This is a genomic window from Serratia sp. AXJ-M (assembly GCF_046531865.1).
In the GTDB taxonomy this organism is placed as follows: Bacteria; Pseudomonadota; Gammaproteobacteria; order Enterobacterales; family Enterobacteriaceae; genus Serratia; species Serratia liquefaciens.
On record NZ_CP059394.1, the window covers coordinates 4459028 to 4479993 of the forward strand.

General features: G+C 53.1%; 13 protein-coding genes and 1 tRNA gene. 13 read left to right on the forward strand and 1 reads right to left on the reverse strand.

Annotated features, from left to right (window positions below; all coding sequences use genetic code 11):
- Window positions 1-27: 27 nt before the first annotated feature.
- Complete coding sequence (gene mltC / locus H0S68_RS20865; protein WP_262239784.1) at window positions 28-1104, forward strand: membrane-bound lytic murein transglycosylase MltC; 1077 nt, start codon at window positions 28-30, stop codon at window positions 1102-1104.
- Window positions 1105-1156: 52 nt separating this feature from the next.
- Here the strand turns inward: mltC and speF are convergent, their stop codons facing one another.
- Window positions 1157-3319 carry an ornithine decarboxylase SpeF gene (speF, locus tag H0S68_RS20870; protein WP_020828616.1) on the reverse strand — a complete coding sequence of 721 codons (2163 nt, stop codon included), beginning with the start codon at window positions 3317-3319 and terminating at the stop codon, window positions 1157-1159.
- A 705-nt stretch (window positions 3320-4024) separates the two neighbouring features.
- Between speF and H0S68_RS20875 the strand changes: the two genes are divergently transcribed.
- The 12 genes from H0S68_RS20875 (at window position 4025) to H0S68_RS20930 (ending at window position 20937) form a co-directional block, all read left to right on the forward strand.
- Window positions 4025-4100, forward strand: a tRNA-Phe gene (locus H0S68_RS20875).
- Window positions 4101-5090: 990 nt separating this feature from the next.
- Window positions 5091-8288: an autotransporter outer membrane beta-barrel domain-containing protein gene (locus H0S68_RS20880; protein WP_410528996.1), complete on the forward strand. Its 3198-nt coding sequence runs from the start codon at window positions 5091-5093 to the stop codon at window positions 8286-8288.
- A gap of 283 nt (window positions 8289-8571) precedes the next feature.
- Window positions 8572-9426: an alpha/beta hydrolase gene (locus tag H0S68_RS20885; RefSeq protein ID WP_410528997.1), complete on the forward strand. Its 855-nt coding sequence runs from the start codon at window positions 8572-8574 to the stop codon at window positions 9424-9426.
- A gap of 344 nt (window positions 9427-9770) precedes the next feature.
- Window positions 9771-10181, forward strand: a complete 411-nt coding sequence (locus H0S68_RS20890) for a GNAT family N-acetyltransferase (RefSeq protein ID WP_020828618.1) — start codon at window positions 9771-9773, stop codon at window positions 10179-10181.
- Between the two features lie 25 nt (window positions 10182-10206).
- Window positions 10207-10896 (forward strand): helix-turn-helix transcriptional regulator, encoded by a 690-nt coding sequence (locus H0S68_RS20895; protein ID WP_020828619.1) that lies wholly within the window; start codon window positions 10207-10209, stop codon window positions 10894-10896.
- Between the two features lie 20 nt (window positions 10897-10916).
- Entirely contained in the window at window positions 10917-12212 is a 1296-nt protein-coding gene (locus H0S68_RS20900; protein ID WP_410528998.1) for a cytosine permease, read from the forward strand.
- Window positions 12213-12821: 609 nt separating this feature from the next.
- Window positions 12822-13436: a helix-turn-helix domain-containing protein gene (locus tag H0S68_RS20905; RefSeq protein WP_048759767.1), complete on the forward strand. Its 615-nt coding sequence runs from the start codon at window positions 12822-12824 to the stop codon at window positions 13434-13436.
- Complete coding sequence (locus H0S68_RS20910; RefSeq protein WP_020828622.1) at window positions 13437-14333, forward strand: queuosine precursor transporter; 897 nt, start codon at window positions 13437-13439, stop codon at window positions 14331-14333.
- Window positions 14311-15153, forward strand: coding sequence for an NADPH-dependent 7-cyano-7-deazaguanine reductase QueF (gene queF, locus H0S68_RS20915; protein ID WP_020828623.1), 843 nt, complete (start codon window positions 14311-14313; stop codon window positions 15151-15153). The genes H0S68_RS20910 and queF overlap by 23 nt, the downstream gene beginning before the upstream one ends.
- Window positions 15154-15275: 122 nt before the next feature.
- A complete protein-coding gene (locus H0S68_RS20920) occupies window positions 15276-17423 on the forward strand; it encodes a phosphocholine-specific phospholipase C (protein WP_410528999.1) in 2148 nt (715 codons plus the stop codon).
- Window positions 17424-17566: 143 nt separating this feature from the next.
- Window positions 17567-18646, forward strand: a complete 1080-nt coding sequence (locus H0S68_RS20925) for an ABC transporter substrate-binding protein (RefSeq protein ID WP_408988247.1) — start codon at window positions 17567-17569, stop codon at window positions 18644-18646.
- Between the two features lie 161 nt (window positions 18647-18807).
- Window positions 18808-20937 carry a TonB-dependent receptor family protein gene (locus tag H0S68_RS20930; RefSeq protein WP_201896007.1) on the forward strand — a complete coding sequence of 710 codons (2130 nt, stop codon included), beginning with the start codon at window positions 18808-18810 and terminating at the stop codon, window positions 20935-20937.
- Window positions 20938-20966: the final 29 nt, after the last annotated feature.

Here is a 20966-nt window from a genome sequence, read left to right on the forward strand (position 1 = left end):
CCAATACTTCTCGTATACGGCTTTAAGATGAAGAAAATTTTAGCTTTGCTAGTGATAGCGCCCCTGCTGATATCCTGTTCCGGCAAAAAAAGCACAGAAGTCAACGAAGCCTGGGTCAAAGACACCAACGGCTTCGAAATCCTGATGGGTCAGTTCGCCCACAACATCGAGAATATCTGGGGTCTGAACGAAGTTCTGATCGCCGGGCCGAAAGATTACGTTAAATACACCGACCAGTATCAAACCCGTAGCCACATCAACTTTGATTCTGGTGCCATCACTATTGAAACCATCGCCACCACCGATCCTGCCGCTCACCTGCGCCAGGCGATTATCAGCACCTTGCTGATGGGGGACGACCCGGGTTCTATCGATCTCTATTCCGACGTCAACGATATCCAGATCAGTAAAGAGCCGTTCCTGTACGGCCAGGTACTGGATAACAAAGGTGCGCCGATCCGTTGGGAATGGCGTGCGGCGCACTTCGCCGACTATCTGTTGCAGACCAAGCTGCAAAAACGCACCTCCGGCCTGCACGTGATTTACTCGGTCACTATTCAGCTGGTGCCAAACCACCTGGACAAACGTGCCCACAAATACCTGCCGATGGTTCGCAAGGCGTCGGAGAAATACGGCGTGGAAGAGTCGCTGATCCTGGCGATCATGCAGACCGAATCGAGCTTTAACCCCTATGCGGTGAGCGGTTCAGATGCGTTGGGCCTGATGCAGGTGGTGCAGCACACCGCCGGTAAGGATGTGTTCCAGATGCGTGGGAAATGGGGCAAACCAAGCCGCAGTTACCTGTTCGACCCGGAAAACAACATCGATACCGGTACGGCTTATCTGGCCATTTTGCAGAACAACTATTTGGGAGGGATTCAAAACCCTACTTCACGCCGCTACGCGGTTATCACCGCCTATAACGGCGGCGCCGGTAGCGTGCTACGCGTGTTCTCTAGCGACAGGACCCGTGCGGTGAGCATCATCAACAGCATGCAGCCGGGCGACGTCTATCAGACGCTGACCACCAAGCATCCGGCCGGCGAATCTCGCCGTTACCTGGTGAAGGTGAACAACGCCCAGAAGAGTTACCGCAGAAGATAATTTGCGGTGGCGTTATCAATAATAAGGGCCGGTGCAAACCGGCCCTTATTTTCTATTGCTTGATCATATAGCCGAAAATGCGTTTCCAGCCGTGATCCTTTTTCTCGATATAAACGCCCTGCAACTCCGGGGAGAAGCCCGGCAGCCGGTTGATGCCCTCTTCCAGCGCCATGAAATAACGCTGTACCGCCCCGCCCCAGACTTCGCCCGGCACTACGCATAGCACGCCCGGTGGGTAAGGCAACGCGCCCTCTGCCGCAATGCGCCCTTCGGCCTGCCCGATCGGCACCAGTTCAACGTTGTCACGGATAAACTCCACGTTGGCGTCCTGTGGGTTCATCATCACCTGCGGGAAATGACGCTGACGGAACATCTCTTTTTGCAGCTGCTTAACGTCGAAGCTGACGTATAAATCGTGCATCTCCTGGCACAGCTGGCGAAGGGTATAGCCGCGATAACGCTGCTCGTTCTTGCGATATACCGTTGGTAGCACCTGGCTCAGCGGCGCGTCCTCTTCCACGTAACGTTCGAACTGCACCAGCATATCCACCAGTTGTTGCATCTTGGCCGGGTTTTCCGCCGGCGTCAGCAGGAACAGGATCGAGTTAAGGTCACACTTCTCCGGCACGATACCGTTCTCGCGCAGGAAATTGGCCAGAATGGTGGCCGGCACGCCAAACTCGGTGTATTGGCCGGTGGCGGCATCAATACCCGGCGTGGTCAGCAGCAGTTTGCACGGATCGACCAAATACTGGTCCTGCGCGTAACCTTCAAAACCGTGCCATTTCTCATCCGGCACAAAATTGAAGAAACGGGCGTCGTTGGCGATCAAATCGGTGTCGTAATCCTGCCAGTTCTTGCCCGCGATCTGCAGGGGGACAAACGGCCTGAGCTGCGAACAGCGTTCCAACAGTTGCTTGCGCGTCTCGATGCCAAGCTTCACGCAGTCCATCCACATACGGCGACCGGCGGCCCCGGCATGCATCTTGGCGTTGACGTCCAGCGCCGCAAACAGCGGATAGAACGGGCTGGTAGAGGCGTGCAGCATGAAAGCGTTGTTCAGGTGCTTGTGGTTGCAGTGACGCTTCTGGCCCTTGATATGGTCGTCTTTCTTGTGGATCTGCGAGGTTTGCGAGAAGCCGGCCTGCTGTTTGTGTACCGACTGGGTAACAAAGATGCCCGGGTCAAGCTCGTCCAGCTCCAACAGCAGCGGTGAACACTCTTTCAGCATCGGGATAAACCCTTCGTAACCCACCCAGGCCGAATCAAACAGGATGTAGTCGCACAGGTGACCAATGGTGTCGATCACCTGACGCGCATTATAAATAGTGCCGTCGTAGGTGCCGAGCTGAATGATTGCCAGGCGGAAAGGACGCGCTGCCTCGGCTTTCTCCGGCGCTACCTGACGAATTTGTTCGCGCAGATAACGCTCGTCAAAGCAGCGGGAATCGATACCGCCGATAAAGCCAAACGGGTTGCGCGCGGTTTCCAGATACACCGGTGTCGCACCGGCCTGGATCAACGCACCATGGTGGTTGGACTTATGGTTGTTACGGTCGAACAGCACCAGATCGCCACGGGTCAGCAGCGCGTTGGTTACCACCTTGTTGGCGGCCGAGGTGCCGTTGAGCACAAAATAAGTTTTATCGGCGTTGAACACCCGTGCCGCATGCTTTTGGGCGTCCTTGGCCGAGCCTTCGTGGATCAGCAAATCGCCCAATTTAACGTCGGCGTTGCACATGTCGGAACGAAAAAGCGTTTCACCGTAAAACTCGAAAAACTTGCGGCCCGCCGGATGCTTGCGGAAAAACTCCCCGCCCTGATGCCCCGGACAGGCAAAGGTCGAGTTCTCCATTTCCACATAGGTTTTCAAGGTTTTGAAAAACGGCGGCAGCAGCGCCTGCTCGTAAGCATCCGCCGCGGCTTCCAACTGCGCCATATAAAACGCCTTGCTGGCACCGTCCAGCGCGAAAACACCGCTGATAAACGGCAGGTAGTCCGGCGAGAGATGCTCATCTCCGGCCACCGCCACAAAGGTGGGGATCTCGAACCCGGTGGCTTTAAGCTGTGCCAGGATGCCGGCGTTGACGTCATCAACCGACACGACCAATGCCGCAACGTCGGTATAATCCGTCTGCTCGACGCGGACAATCTGGCGCAGCGTTTCAATGGCGGCGACCAGGCTGGCGCTGGTGGCTATCTTCAATTCTTTCATAGTGCTAACTCTCAAACGGTTAAGGATGAGGCTGTGCCACAAGGCACGGTGATGAGATAACAAAGGTTATCCCGGCAACTTGATGTCCGGGGTGGCAGCATAGAGCGCATACGTGACCGGCTGACTCTCTTAAGATTATCAGGCCACTATCGGGAACTGGTATCGGCAGCGTCCGATAGACATCAGTAAAATCAGAGCCACAGCTCTATTTTTAATAATGCCTAACAGCGAGCATGAAGTTGCCTTACCGCATGCTGGGCTGGGCGTGTCTGGAGGACGACGTTCGGGAAAGATCGCGGCGGAGTAGCGGCATCATCAGATGTCTGGTGCGCAGTAGCGCTTGAGTAACCATACCAGTCATGCCTGCAACCCTCTGACTTAAATGAGCGGAAACGCCGTTAGGGGACGTAGAGTGCTAAAATTTGCGCAATGATTGCATGTTTTTTTATGAGGTTCAAGTAACTATTATGTCGATTAATTACATAATTGTTTAAGCATAACCCATTGTTATAAAACACATAATAATAACCATCAGAAAAACCAAAACGGTATAAATACACGGATTCTTTGCATATTTATCACTCCCCCCCCTCCTCCATGCCCCACGAACCTTACCCGCCACTGCATGAAAATAGAGCAACCGATCGGCTTTGTGATAGAAACCGATTGACGATATCCGGCCAATAGGGTTAAATGCGCCCCGTTGCCCGGATAGCTCAGTCGGTAGAGCAGGGGATTGAAAATCCCCGTGTCCTTGGTTCGATTCCGAGTCCGGGCACCATATTTAGAAGAACCCGCCTATGGCGGGTTTTTTGCTTTCTGGGGTAGGACTCTTCATCGAACACGTTCGATTATTCGGCCAGAGGCCTCACCCTGCGGGCCAACGCTAAAGCGTTGTTCAATCCGGTGCAAGCACCGGTTGTCCGAGTCCGGGCACCATATTTAGAAGAACCCGCCTATGGCGGGTTTTTTGCTTTCTGGGGTAGGACTCTTCATCGAACACGTTCGATTATTCGGCCAGAGGCCTCACCCTGCGGGCCAACGCTAAAGCGTTGTTCAATCCGGTGCAAGCACCGGTTGTCCGAGTCCGGGCACCATATTTAGAAGAACCCGCCTATGGCGGGTTTTTTGCTTTCTGGGGTAGGACTCTTCATCGAACACGTTCGATTATTCGGCCAGAGGCCTCACCCTGCGGGCAAACGCTATTCCCCCACAGGAAGGAACAATCACCATTCTTAAATAGCTTATTTAAATGATTACATTACCTCTCATATATCACGCGCTATAAAATTATAATTACAGTAGTAAACATTCATATTATTTATTTAAAGCATGATATAAGTAACTCTACTTTCTTATAAATCAATTAATTATTAATTCAATCAAAATTATACCAGAATATTTTAGTTTTCAACGTTAAGCCCCCGGTAACCCAGGCTCTCATAAACCCAAAACAAAAACCACAACCCTTTGACTTTAAATAAAAATACATAGAAAATAAAAAACATAAGCAGTAAGTACATTACATATTAATTCATAACAAAAACAAATAACATCAAATAGTCTAACCCACTTTCAATAATCAATAAAAATCAGAACTGAAAGCTTTACCCCAGTTTCAAGCTGAGCTATTTTAGCCATGTTAGATACTGAGAGAGATAACAATCAGCCTCAAAAAACAAATGCATTACCACCCTATTCTTCGGCCAACTCTCCCTCAATCAAATAAAATATCAATCATATATATGTTAACATAAGGGACGTTAATACCATGTTAAGTTTTAAAGTTAAAAGAATATCTTACGCCATTAATGGCGCATTAATACTAGGCACTTCGTGTTTTTTACCTGGCCTGCCGAATGCTTTGGCAGAAATGCTTATTGTCAATAATGGTAAGCAAATCGATGTAGAGAACAAAACATTCGATATCATTATTTCCTCTGGAAAGGATAGTTCTATCACAGGAAAAAATATAACTGTACTTACCGCTAATTCAGATTATAAAACTGGGGTGATTGCCCTTGACCAGTCGCATATATCACTGACGGATGGAAGTATTACCACCCTTGGAAATATGGGGTCTGGGCTTATGGCGTCTGGTAACGGTTCGACTATCAACACCACGGGCACCACGCTGGATATCAGAGGAAATGGCACAAAAGGGGCTATGGCTCAGGATGCTGCGACAGTAGCCCTGAGCGGCGGCAGTATAAAAACTGCGGGTGAGATGAGCGATGGGCTCCAGGCAGTTGGCGTCGACAGTTCCGTTAAGGCATCTGATGTCGCCGTAGAAACAAGTGGTAAAGAAGCCTATGGTGCGGCAGCTTACCAGGGCGGGAAAACCATCGTCAGCGCCGGGAGTATAAAAACCACAGGAGACAAAAGTTATGGGGTCTATGTCAAAGATGCTGATTCATCCATTGAAATCTCCGATGCCAGTATAGAAACAACAGGTAAGGATTCTTATGGTGTAGCCGCATATCAAAGCGGAAAGCTCATCATCAACGGCAGTACGATAAAAACCACAGATATAAACAGCCACGGTATTGCCGTTACTGATACGGGATCATCCGCTGAGGTTGCTAAATTAGCCATCGAAATCACCGGGGACAACTCTGTAGGGGCAGTGGCTCTGAATAATGCCAAAGTCACTGTTCGTGATAGCAGCATAAAAACCGCCGGTGAAGAAAGCGTGGGGATCCTGGCCAAGGATAATAGTGCTGCTATTGAGACGTTTAACGTAAACACCGAAACAACCGGAAATGCCTCATATGGCGCGGTGGCCTATAAAAGCGGCAAAGTCGCCATCAACGGCGGTACGATAAAAACTTTCGGTGACAAAAGCCTCGGGATAGGAGCTGCAGATGAAGGCTCATCTGCATCTGCAATTAATGTGGCCATAGAAACACAGGGGCTCAATTCTGTAGGTGCCGGTGCCGGCAACAAAGGAGAAATAACTCTGGTTGGCGGAAGTATAACAACAACCGGTGAACTCGCTCACGGCCTGATCATATATAACGGCGGCCGGATGACCACCACTAATACTCAAATCCAGACAGAAGGGAAAAATGCCGCTGTTATTTTTGCCAATAGAGACACACTATCCAAAGATAATGATGTCAGTACTGTCAGCATAACTGACAGCACGCTGAAGTCTTCCCTGGGGAGTATTCTGATTTCCTACGGAGCCGCGTTGGATGTGACGTTTAAAAATGTCATTGCCCCACGCTCCGGCAGCGGCCTGCTGATTACCTCCTTTGACGCAGATCCCGGTGAACATGGCGTTGTCAATCTCACTGCACAAAAATCCAGCCTCTATGGTGATATCATGGCCGCCCCAGAAAACGTGGTATCGGTCAGGCTGGAAGATGCCACGCTTACCGGGGCAGCCAAAAATGCCACTAATATGACCCTCGACCAAGGCGGCGTATGGACGGTAACCGGTAATTCAACCGTATCACAATCTGTCAGCAACGCCGGCACCCTTGCCTTCTCACCCCCGACCGGCGGGCAGTTTAAAACACTCACCACCCAAAACTACACCGGTAACAATGGCACTCTGATCTTCAATACCCTGCTGGGTGACGATAAGTCGCAAACGGACCGGCTGGTGATCACCGGTGACTCGGCGGGTAATTCAAACGTTCAGGTAAATAAGGCCGGCGGCGGCGGCGCACAAACTGTCGAAGGCATTGAGCTGATTTCCGTCGGCGGAAAGTCTGAAGGCGTTTTCACCAAAACAGGACGTATTGCTGCCGGTGCCTATGATTACGAGTTGGTGAAGAAAAACAAAAACTGGTATCTGTCCAGCACGCAGACAAACCCTGTCTCCCCCGGCATATCGGAAGAAAAACCTGTTATCCCCCCTGTAGACCCTGGGACGCAGGAAAAACCTGTAACGCCAGCGGAGCCTGTAATACCGGGGGACCCCGCAAAACCGATTTCGCCGGTATACCCTCTGGAACCAGAACGTCCCACTGAGCATATCTTCCGCCCAGAAGCAGGCAGCTATGCCACGAATATGCTGGCCGCCAATACGCTATTTACTCTCTCGCTGCACGACCGTTTGGGTGAAACTCAGTACACCGACGTGCTTACCGGTGAGAAAAAAGTGACCAGCATGTGGTTGCGTAATCAGGGTGGGCATCAACGCAGCCAGATGGCTGATGGTCAGAACAAGACTCAGGCCAACCGTTATGTGGTGCAGTTGGGTGCCGATCTCGCTCAGTGGAGCACTGATGGACTTAACCGTTACCACCTCGGTGTAATGTCAGGCTATGCCAACCAGAAAAGCCATACACACTCATCAGTTACCGGCTACGGCTCACGTGGGAACATTGATGGCTACTCCACCGGCATTTACAGCACCTGGTATGCGAATGCGGCAAATAAGTCTGGTCTTTACATGGATGGCTGGCTGCAATACCAATGGTTTAACAACGAAGTGAATGGCGATAACCTCAACGCCGAGAAATATAAATCCCGTGGATTTACCGCATCATTAGCCAGCGGTTACAGCTTCCTTCTCGGTGAAAGCAAGAGCCGCCAGGGCATGATCAGAACCTTCTGGTTACAACCTCAGGCTCAGGTTACCTGGATGGGCGTGAAAGCGAAGGAACATACCGAATCCAATGGAACTCGCGTGCAGGGCGACGGGCAAAACAACATCCGTACCCGTCTTGGCGTCAAGGCGTACCTTAAAGGGCACAGCGCTATCGACGAAGGTAAAGATCGGACATTCCAACCCTTTGTCGAAGCCAACTGGCTCCATAACAGTAAAAACTTCGGCGTAACCCTGGATGACACCAGGGTCTCTATGGCCGGCACTCGCCACATCGGCGAAATAAAAACAGGTGTGGAAGGGCAACTCGGTAACAATCTGAATCTGTGGGCAAACATTGGGCAACAAATGGGGGATACAGGCTACAGCGACACCCAGGCTGCGCTTGGCGTGAAATATCTTTTCTAAAATGCACTTCTGACTGATGTCAGAGTTGGCCGGGGTTTAGCTCCTTAAAGGAATTTCCTCCCCGGCCAACACCTCTTTTACAGGATGATGGTACAACCACCGCTAACGCCGGCCGTCCAAGGTCGGCTTCCTATGCAAAGATAGGGTCGAAAGACAGGTTTTTTGCTTCCCAACATAAATGCTAATATCCCCTTTTCTTGATAAACAGAATCCAGCATGCCATCGTCTTATCGTCGCTGTCTCACCCTCGTTATCGCGCTGATTATCGGCGTTGGCTCCCCCCATGCTGGCGCAGGCCAGGCCCGATCTGGAACGTAAAATCGGCACAACCCTGGTCGATTCAAAATCGCCTGATTATCAATTCAGCGATCTGCGCTTCACTTCGGCGGACGGTCAGCGCCGTTATCGTGTCCGCATAATAAAACCGCGCATTGCTCCGCCCTTGGGCGGCTATCCGGTTATCTACTTCCTGGACGGCAACGCAGTATTGATGGAGTTGAACGCCCAGTTGCTGGCTCAGCTTGCCGTACAAAAACAGCCGCCGGTTCTGGTGCTACTCAGCTATGACAACGATCTGCGTATCGACTCCAGAGGCCGCAGTTACGACTACACACCGGCTTCGCAACAAGGTTCAGGAAAGCAGCCCCATGGCGGTGCAGACGCTTTCCTTAAACTGATCGAAACCCAGATTAAGCCTGCCGTTGCCGCTCAGGTCACCGTTAACCCGCAGCAGCAAACGCTGTGGGGGCACTCTTATGGTGGCCTTTTCGTTCTGCATACTCTGTTAACCCAACCTGCTACTTTCCAGAATTACATCGCGGTGGAACCTTCGCTGTGGTGGGGGAAAGGCTTTATCCTGCAAGAAGCGCAACGTGTTATGGATAGGCATCCGTCTTTGTCCGCCCATTTGCAGTTGTGGATCGGCGGTGCGGAGAAAATGCGTGAAGCCCCGCCGATTATCAGGCAGAGTCAGTTACCCGCAGATGCGGCTCATGGCCTGGCCACACGGCTGGCGACACTTGACGGACTTAAGGTTGACTATCGGGAATGGCCCGGTTTAGACCATGGGACAATGTTCGGTGCGGCCATACCGCCGGCTTTGGAAGGCATAGCCAAAGGCGAGGCGGCGGGTAAATAAGGCTTTAAAAGCGGGTTCTGGGAAAAGGCTGTACGCGGCGGCTCCCCTTTGGCAAGTTAACTTGCTCTACCGGTGGAGCCTGAATAGCTAATGTATTTCCTGGATGGGGCCCTGGTGAGGCACAATAGGAATAGATAGACTGAGCAGGACCAAAGGCTATTTATTACCGCGTATTACGTTATTTTCTGGCCCTGTCGCAGCTAATATAGCCCCTTGAGTACGTGACGGGAACGGGTGAAAACCACCCTTGTAATACATTATGAAAAGTGATAGTTAAACCGGTTGGAGTAACCTCCGTTTGATTGCACCGCCTAATAATTATCACAGGGAATTATATTATAACGATGAATATCAATATTACCGACCAACCGAACCCGAAAGACGAAGAATTTGTGATTGACAGTCTTTGGGCCCACAACGCCAAAATTGAACCCGTCGATATCCACCCCTTATTCCTGACCGTCACCGATGACGAGGGTAAAATCGTTGCCGGACTGGTTGCCAGAACCTGGTGGGGCGGGCTTGAAGTGCAGTATCTTTGGGTCAGCGACCAATACCGTAAAAGCGGTTATGGCCGTCAACTGATGGTACAGGCCGAAGAAGAGGCCAAGAAACGCGGTTGCCACATGGCCTATGTCGATACTTTCGATTTTCAGGCCCGCGGCTTTTATGAAAAATTGGGCTATCAGGTTTACGGCAACTTAGGCGACTATGCCAAACAGCATACGCGTCACTACCTGGCGAAAAAGATTTAACCCAATTCCAGTCGGTGAGGTCAGAATGGATTCGCCCGATAAAAGTAATGAATTCTATTTGAAAGGCCTGATTGCCATGATGGAGCACTTAAGTGAGCCATGGGGCATCAAGGACCTGGCATCCCGTCATCTTTACATGAACCGGGCCGCCTACCTCTATACCAATACGCCATTAAATTTTGATATAGCCGGTAAACGAGACGACGAGTTCCCCGCCGACTGGGCCGAATCTGCAGCCGATTTTGTTGAACATGACAAAATGACCGAGATCTCGCGGGATCGGGTTGCCGTGATAGAAACACATTATTGGTACGGGAAAGACAGCCTGACACCGTTTATCAGCGAAAAACTGCCTATCTACAACGACAAGAAAGAAGTCTTCGGGGTAATGTGGAACGCCAAACCGCTTAACACCTTATCCCCGCTTAACTATATCAACCATCAAAAACCCAGCGTACTGACCACAGAAACCAACAGCACCATTTTTACCCGGGCTGAGCTGGACGTTATATTTTTAATGCTGCAACGGCTGTCGGTGAAAGAAATCGCCAAAATATATAACATCAGCAATAAGACCATAGAAAATAGAATATATAACATTTATCAAAAATCTGATGTCCACACACAGCAGCAGTTTGAGGAATTTTGCAAATATGCTCAGCTGGACAGCTACATTCCCGATCGCCTGATAGCTAAAGGCATCCAGTTTATTTAAATAGCAAGGAATACCTCACCGTGATCAAAATCGAAGACTATCCGTTAACCCGGGTACCTCAGGATAAAAGAGTCTCGTTTTTAAGCGTAGCCATAGTGCATATGGGCATGCTGACCGCGCTCGATCAGTTTATGCTCGGTGCCGTACTCGGCCACTCCATGACGCTGCTCGATGCATTTACCGCCATTTTCATCGGCAGCCTGATCTTTGGCGTGGTGACCTATGGCCTGGGCCTGGCGGGCATGCGCGAAGGGATCTCCGGCAGCCTGTTGGCCCGTTGGTGCGGCTTTGGGCGACTCGGATCGGTGTTGATCGGGGTGGTAGTGGCCGTCAGCCTGCTGGGCTGGTTTGGCATTCAAAACGCCATCTTCGCCAAGTCGCTGGATTTCGCGTTGGGGAACAAGCTGGGCTTTGGTCTGGCGGCCGGTCTGTCCGGCACCCTGCTGACCATTCTGGTGGCGTTCGGCTTTAAAGCCTTGCGTATCGCCGCCAGGATTGCGGTACCGATGTTTATTATGCTGGTGGCCTATATCTCCATCATCACCCTCACCGGCCACAATCTGCCTGAAATTATCCAATTGGTGCCACCAGGCGAACCGCTGTCGATCAGCGCCGGTATAACTATCGTGGTCGGCGGTGCGATTGTCGCCAGCCTGATGACGCCGGATCTGACGCGCTACTCCAGGAACGGCAAGCATGTCTTTGGCGTCACCATTTTCACCATCATTGCCGGGGAATTCGTGGTTAACGGCCTGGCGATACTGATCGCCAAAACGCTGGGCACGGCGGATGTGGTCACCATCATGTCACAGGTCGCCGGTGGTGCAGGCCTGCTGGTCGTGGTGTTCTCTACCCTCAGGGTTAACGACCTCAACCTGTATTCCTCTTCGCTGGGCATCGTTAACGCCGTCGAAGGCATGACGGGCAAAAGACTGAAGTACACCGCCACCACCCTGGTGATCGGCGTGCTGGGCACCACATTGTCGGTACTGGGGATCCTCGACCGCTTCGTCGACTTCCTGACGGTGCTTGGCGTGGTGTTCCCGCCGATTATCGGCGTCATGCTGGTGGATTATTATCTGCTGCGTACTCACCGTAAAATTCTCGACGAGAGCCGTCGAGAAGGGAAATTGCCGGACCAGACGCCGACTATCGGCTGGGCGGCGATCATCGCCAGCATCGTCGGCAGCATTGTCGGCTTGGTGACTGAGTGGGGCGTGCCGACCATCAACTCTCTGCTGGCTGCCAGCCTGATCTATTGGGTATTTAAGTTGGCCACGAGCCGTTCTCAGAAAACTGCGCCTGCGCAAAGCTGATTGATATCCCTACTCTCCCGCGCTGGGGAGTGGGGGTAATCGGTACAGAAAGGGTTTTTGATTAAGTTGTCGCCACCTTTTTTAGGCGCAACAAATTGATATCGGTCGGCTAAAAAGCCGACTGGCATCAATACGAAAGCGGGTTTTTTACTGTGAAGGTAAAACAGAAGACGTAGTGGGGATCCCTGGTGTCGGTAGCTAAAACATCCTTTAATACCCAGAGAATGGAAACGCCTCCCTCCCCGAGCTTTTTATTATAGAAGTTGTCAGACAATCGTTTATTAACCGTTTTGACCGTCAAGAAACACTTCAGTGTGGATGAACAGTAGCTCACGGAAACCACCGTGGTCAACACAAAAGTAGACACAAAACCCACTTTTGTGTCCACTTTCTCCAGTCTTAAACCTAACCAATTGATTTATATTTAATTACCTTTGTTTTACATTTTACTCATCATGATAAAAGCATCAGTTGGCATGATACGTGAGAGATCAAAGCCCATTTCCAATGATTAATCAGCCGGTTACCACCCCAGCCTCAGCGTCAGTTCTGGACAATGTCGGCGCGTGCGATATAGTAATGCCGGCCAGAATATTGTAAGGAATGCTTATGAAGACCACTAACGCGCAGCGCAAAATCAACATCATTAAGAATATTGAATATCTGATGCGCACCCGGGGCGAAACTAAAGCATCCTTCTCTAACCGCACTGGCCTGACGCGTACCACCATCTATAAAATTCTCGACGGCCGGGTTAACAACGTGCAGCAGGCCACCATCAATCGGATTTCAGATTTCTTTGGCGTTTCCTGTGAAGAGATCGAAGATTATGATCTGGCCAAGCTGGAACTGCTCAATGAAACGCTCTCTACCGAAGGCAATAAAAACCCGTCCGCAGTGCCCGTTATTCCTCAGTCGCGTTTTTTAGCAGTTGCCGGTTGGAAAGTCGGTCAGTTGGTAACGGAGTTCCCTTTGACTTATTTCTTCGGCGATGAGTCAAATATGGTAGCAATGAAAATAGAGACCGAAATAAAAGGTTCATTTATTCCAGGCGAGGTGATTATTATAAAACGCCCGCCGGTGCTGGTTTGCGATTCGCCTTTATTGTATCACTCGGGAAAAAATGGCTTCTTTGTGGTTAACGACAAAGAAGATTACTGCATGGAAAAAAATCATCAGGATACCGTGCAATTCCTGGGTTATATCTTTGGAGAACGGCTATAAATGGAACCGAATCAAAAGTTCAAGCTATTGGGCTTTACCCGGCATGGCACCCTCGCCGCCAATGTCATGATATTGGCCACCGGCAAAACCATCACCATGGGGCTCAATGAGCTGGCCGACAGCGAAATATCGGAAGATCTGAGCCGGCATGAGCTGCAGGCGCTGTACCGCAAAATCTACGGTAACAATCAGCAGCAAACCGCCTATGAGCTCAGCGATCGCCATGAACGATCGTGGTACGCCTATCTGATCATTACCGTCGCACTCAGCGTGATTTATATCTTCTCAACCCTGTGTGGCGTCAAACCGATTCAAATTCCCGCATTGAACCTCATCACTCCCCCGGCGATTTTTATTTACCCCCTCACCTTTATCCTGGTGGATATTCTGAACGAGTTTTACGGGCTGCGACTGGCCAGGCGCACCATCATCATCTCGTTTATGGCAAACCTGATTTTCGTGCTGGGCGTCTGGGTCACCACCTTGGTACCCAGTATTCCGCAATGGGAATTCAGCAAGACCTATGACGGCATCGTCCACAGCATCATGGCGGTCCTGGTGGCGTCGTCTGCGGCCTATTTAATCTCCGAGAACGTCAACTCTTACCTGCTGTGCAAAATCAAAGAGCTGACCAACTCCCGCTACCTGTTTGTGCGCGTGATCACCAGCACCGTGGTCGCCTCGGCCATCGATAGCGTGGTGTTTTGCACGCTGGCGTTCTACAACGTTCTGAGCTGGGATATCATCAAGACCATGATCCTGTCACAATTCTTGATCAAGGTGGTCTACGCCCTGGTGGGTGTCGGGCCGATTTACGCCGCTCGCAGCCTGTTTAACCGCTATATCAATACCGATCATGCAAGGAGCAATGAATATGCATATCAAAAAACAAGATAAAATCACCCATCTTGGCGCAAACTCCGATTATCCGGACCAGTACGCTCCCGAATTGCTCGAGGCCCTGCCACGCTCACGCGGTCGGGATCTGATCGGTGTAGATGAACAAAACCTGCCGTTCAGCGGCTTTGATCTGTGGACCGCCTTCGAGCTTTCCTGGCTCAACGCCAAAGGCAAGCCGGTGGTGGGCATTGGTGAATTCACCCTGCCCCATTCTTCCACCAACCTGATCGAGTCCAAGTCATTCAAACTTTATCTCAACAGCTTTAACCAGACACGCTTCGACAGCGTGGAACAGGTGAGTGCCGCGATGCAAAAAGACCTGTCGCAAGCGGCAAACGGCCAGGTTGGGGTTAAGCTCTATCCGGGTCTGGACGGATATTCGCCGCAGATCGATAGCCTGCCGGGCATCAATATCGACGATCTGGATATTGCCGTCGATGATTTCGACTTTAAGCCGGAATATCTGCACGGTGCAGCAGACCAACATGGGGACATCGTGACCGAAACCCTGTCGTCCAACCTGCTGAAATCCAACTGTCTGGTCACCAACCAGCCGGACTGGGGCAGCGTGGTGATCCACTATCAGGGCCGGAAAATCGATCGCGAGCGCCTGCTGCGCTACCTAATCTCCTTCCGCCAGCATAACGAGTTCCACGAGCAGTGTGTCGAGCGCATTTTCAACGACATCAAGCAAAGCTGCCAACCGGAAAAGCTCAGCGTTTTTGCCCGCTATACCCGCCGCGGCGGCCTGGACATCAACCCGTTCCGTAGCGACTTCGAAACGGCGCCAACCCTCGGTCGTCTGATCCGACAATAAGCTTCCCCATCAATGCCCCCATGCGGGGCATTATTTTTCCCCTGTTCATCTCCTTGTTATTTTTCGCTATTACCGTCGTTAGCAACTATCTTCAAAACAAACCTCAGGGAGTTTAACGACGCATGCCTGACTTTTCGCGCAGAGAAATACTGCGGGCTGCCGCCATCGGATCGGCTTTTTCACTGTTACCCGCGTCGATCCGCAAAGCCTTGGCGATCCCAGCCAATAACCGTACCGGCACCATCAACGATGTCGAACACGTGGTGATCCTGATGCAGGAAAACCGTTCCTTCGACCATTACTTCGGCACGCTGCCCGGCGTACGCGGCTTTAGCGATCGCATAACCATTCCTTTGCCCGACAACCGTCACGTCTGGCAACAGCAAGGGGAAGATCGACTGGTGCTGCCTTACCATCTGGACAGCAAACGTGGCAATGCCCAGCGGGTGAGCGGCACGCCGCACTCGTGGGTGGATGAGCAAGCTGCCTGGGACAGCGGCCGCATGAGCGCCTGGCCAACCTACAAAACGCCGACCTCGATGGGTTATTACCGTCGGCATGAGCTGCCCTTCCAGTTTGCCCTGGCCGAAACCTTCACCCTGTGCGACGCCTATCATTGCTCGATCCACGCCGGCACTAACACCAATCGCTTGTTCCACTGGACCGGCACTAACGGTCCGACGGCAGCCGAGGTCGCCGTAGTGGTCAACGAATGGGACAGCCCAGGCCCACCCGACGTAGGCTACCAATGGCAAACCTATCCCGAACGGCTGGAAGCCAGCGGCGTCAGTTGGAAGGTCTACCAGTTTTTACCGGATAACTTCACCGACAACCCTTTGGCGGGGTTCCGTCAGTACCGTGCGGCCAGCGTGAAAGTGGGCAATCCGGCGCAGCCGCCGAAGGACTTTACTGCCTTTGTCCCCTACCGCGACAAGCTGAACGCCCAAGCGCCGTTATACAAAGGCAATGGCAATACGCTGCCGGCGGCGGACGGCAACGATTTAGAGGCCATGTTGGCCGGTTTCCGCGCCGACGTGCAGCAAGGCAAATTGCCGCAGGTAAGCTGGATCATCGCTCCGGCGGCCTACTCGGAACACCCCGGGCCTTCCAGCCCGGTGCAGGGTGGGTGGTTTACCCAGGAGATCCTCAATGCGCTGACGGAGAATCCCGAGGTGTGGAGTAAAACCGTGCTGCTGCTCAATTACGACGAGAACGACGGCTTCTTCGATCATATGCCGTCGCCCTCCGCACCGTCACTGCGTGAAGATGGCACCTTCGCCGGTAAATCGACGGTGCCGTTCGACAGTGAAATCTTTCAGCATGTCGCCCCGCCAGGCTCACAGGAACAACCGCCGCCGGACGGCCGCATCTATGGCCCCGGCCCGCGTGTGCCCATGCTGGTGCTGTCGCCCTGGAGCCGCGGTGGCTGGGTTAATTCACAGGTGTTCGACCACACTTCAGTGCTGCAATTTCTCGAGAAGCGCTTCCAGGTACACGAGCCCAATATCAGCGCCTGGCGACGCGCGGTATGTGGCGATCTCACTTCGGCCTTCAACTTTGTCGATCCCAACGGGGAAACCTTGCCCAACCTGCCCGCCACCAGCCGCCATTCCGCCGACAGCCTGCGCCAGCGGCAGGAGCAATTGCCGCAGGTGCCTCTGCCGGCAGCAGACAAACAACAGTTGCCGCATCAGGCACGGCTGGCGCGCCCTTCACGCGCCCTGCCTTACCAATTGCATGTTGAAGAAACTCTCTCCCCCGGCCAGCAATTACTGACGCTCAACCTGTACAACACCGGGGCACAGGGGGTGGTATTTCACGTTTACGACCGGTTGGATTTGAACCAGATCCCACGGCGCTATACCGTCGAGGCCGGCAAAGCGCTCAGCGATAACTGGTCCGTGACGGATCAGTATCACCTGTGGCTGCTGGGCCCGAACGGCTTTCATCGTGAACTGCGCGGCGCCATTGGGCAACCGCAGCCGCAAGTCCGCCTGACGCCGCAAGGCGACCACTTGTCATTAACCCTCACTAACCCCGCCCGCCAGGCTATAACCGTGACTATCGCCCGCTGCCCTTATACGCAAAACGGCCCCTGGTCGATTGAGCTGCCGGCAGGAGAGCGCCACCAGCAGGCCTTTGACGCCAGGGCCAGCGGAGGTTGGTACGATATTTCACTGCAGGCCTCTGACGGTTGGCAACGCCGCATGGCCGGGCGGCTGGAAAACGGCGAGCACAGCGTCAGCGATCCGCTAATGGGCAAAGCCTAAGATATCCGCACGGGGGTGTTCAAAAAGCGAAAGGATATGGATTATCATTAGCCTCTTTATTCAACACCCCATGCCCAAGGATCTCCATGCCTGCCGTTCTTATTGCCAAAGCCAGCCGTTGGCTGGCCGCCTGCGCCCTGCTGATGGTCAGCGCCGTACAGGCCGCACCGATCGTCGTCACCGATGTCGCGGGTCGAGAAGTCACCCTGCAGCAGCCCGCCCAACGGGTGATCCTGGCCGATGCCCGCGCGCTGCTGGCACTGAATATCCTGCATCCGCAGGAGCCGTTGAAAAATATTATCGCCTGGGATAACTCGCTGAAGGTGAAGGCACCGGATCTGGTGGAGGCCTACGCGAAAAAATTCCCGCAGGTGATGCAGATCCCCACCTTCGATAATCCTTACGTCAGCGATTTCAGCGTAGAAAGCGCCGTTGTCCGTAAGCCGGATCTGATCATTTTCGACATCGGCCTGCTGAGCAAGCTGAAGGACAGCGGCGTGCTGGCCCAGTTGGAAAAAATCGGCATCCCGGTACTGATTATCGACTTCCGTCAGCAGCCGCTGACCAACACCGTCGCCAGCATGCAACTGTTGGGCAAGGTGTTTGACGAGCAGCAAAATGCCGACGCCTTTATCCAGCTCTACCAGCAACGTCTGGATCTGGTACGCCAGCGGGTGGCTACGCTGAAGCCGGAACAGCGCCCCAGCGTGTTTATCGAACGCAGCGCCGGCATGAAAGGCGAGCAGTGCTGCAACACCTTCGGCAAGGGCAGCTTTGGCCAATTTATCGATACCGCCGGCGGCAACAACATCGGCAGTAAACTGTTCCCGGAAATGGGCGGTGAGGTGAACGTGGAACAGATGATCGCCAGCAACCCGGATTTCTATCTGATGACCGGCGCCGACTGGAGCCGCGGTCATAAAGGTACATTGGCGGTTCCCTTGGGCTATGCCACCGATACCGCCACCACAGAGAAAAAGCTGGCGATACTGATGAACCGCACCGGCCTCAACGTGCTGAAGGCGGTAAAGGAAAAACGCGTGATGGCGATTTACCACCAGTTCTATGACACGCCGCTGAATTTTATTGCGGTCGAGGCCATCGCTAAATTCCTGCACCCGGACTTATTTAAAGATATTGATCCGCAAGCGGATATTGAAATGGTGCACCATAAATTCACCGCGCTGGATTACAGCGGCGTGTTTTGGGTCACTGCAAAATAACCCCCGCTCGGGGCCCGCCGGCCGGGCTCCGACACCTTTCCCCGCCACTTGCTTACCGGTTGAATTATTCCGCAACAAAGCTATTTACTTGCCAATAATTATCATTAAGATTGTCATTTCTAAAAAAACACATCCGGGTTCGAAACTTTTAAGGCATTATTATGTCAATTCTTTTTCGTCTTTCGCTGTTGGCGGCTTCCGTTGCCATGGCAATGCCAGTCCTTGCTGCTGATAATAAATCTCAAAATGATGCGCCAGCCGACACTATTACCGTCGTCGGCAACTGGCTGGATAACCCGGATACCAGTTCGGTGTTGCTCAACCACCCCGGCGCACGTTCCATCGTGACCGAACAACAAATGCATGAACAAGGCGATCAGACCATTGCCGATACCCTGCGCGGCGTGCCTGGCGTGCAGGTGCGCGACAGCAACGGTACCGGCGGCAGCGATATTTCGCTCAACGTCGGCGTACGTGGCCTGACTTCGCGCCTTTCACCTCGCTCCACCATTTTGATGGACGGCGTCCCCTTGGCGGTCGCGCCTTACGGTCAGCCACAGCTGTCGATGGCACCGCTGTCGATTGGCAGCCTGCAATCGGTTGACGTGGTGCGCGGCGGTGGCGCGGTGCGTTACGGGCCGCAAAACGTCGGCGGCGTGATTAACTTCGTCACCAAGGACATCCCCAAAACCTTCGGTGGCGCGGCCAGCGTCCAGACCCAGGGGGCCAGCCACGGCGGCCTGAAAACCCTGACCAGCACCTCGCTCGGCGGCACCGCCGACAACGGTTTCGGTGCAGAGCTGCTGTATTCCGGCCTGCACGGCCAGGGCTATCGCGACAACAACGACAATACCGACATCGACGATTTCATGCTGAAAACGCGCTATGCGTTTACCGATCGTGATGAGTTACTGGCCAATTTCCACTATTACGATGCAAAATCCGGTATGCCGGGCGGGCTGAGCAGCGCGCAGTATGCGCAAAATCCGTTCCAGTCGACCCGTCCGTGGGACCAGTTCGAAGGCCGCCGCAAGGACATGTCGTTCAAATATAAGCACCAGGAAGACGACAAGCAGTTCGAAGTGCTGACGTATTTCACCGACAGCTATCGCGGCAGCAGCATCGAATCGGAAGGCACCGGTAAAAACGCCGGGATGAAGCGTATGGTGTCTTACCCACGCCACTACTCCACCTGGGCGATCGAACCCAGCTACTCGCAGGTATTCCGTTTCTGGGACATGGCGCACGAGATCACCCTCGGCTACCGCTACCTGAACGAAACCATGGATGAAAAAGCGTCCCGTTCAGCCTGGTACAACCCGACAGATATCGGTTCTACGCCGGAAACGCCGGATTACTATCAGCACACCTCCGGCGGCACCGCAGCCCACGCCCTCTACATTGACGACACCATTAACGTCGGCAACTGGACGGTTACGCCGGGCCTGCGCTATGAAAGCATCCGCACCCATGTGGATGATTCGTTCAACAACATCAGCCGCGAGAAGAGCTACAGCGAACCGCTGCCGTCACTGAACGTCATGTACCATATGTCCGACGCCTGGAAGCTGTTCGCCAACGCCAACACCTCGTTCGGCAGCATGCAGTACTTCCAGCTGACCAAGGGCGGCAACGGCAACCAACCCGCGCCGGGCCTGACGGCGGAAAAAGCCCATACCTATGAATTCGGTACCCGTTATGACGACACCATCGTCAAAGCCGAGGCCACGCTGTTCTATATCGATTTCGATAACCAGCTGCAGTACATCAGCAACGATGTCGGCTGGACCAACATGGGCGCCACCAAGCACAAGGGTATCGAGCTGGCGCTCAGCTACGATCTCAGCGAACTGAACCGCGCGCTGGATGGCGTAAGCGTCTACACCAGCTACACCTATACTAAAGCCAGCACTGACAAGGGCGACTTCGCCGGTAAGGATTTGCCGTTCTATTCGCGCCAGGTGTATACCGTCGGCACCCGCTACGCCACCGGCAGTTGGGTGTGGAATCTGGACAGCTATGCCCAGTCCAAGCAGCACTCGCCGGGCACCGGGCCGGATTACGTCACGCAGGAAAGCGCCGACGGCCAGTTTGGCAACATCGCCGGGTATATGGTGTGGAATATGCGTGGGGAGTATAACTTCGGGCCGCAGCTGTCGAACCTGACGCTGGGTGCCGGGGTGAAAAACCTGTTTGATCAGCGCTACTTCACCCGCTCCAACGACAACAACTTCGGCAAGTACGTCGGTGAACCGCGCACCTTCTTCGTGCAGGGTTCCGTGGCATTCTAAGCGTTTAAAGCCCCCCGGCTCGCCAGATC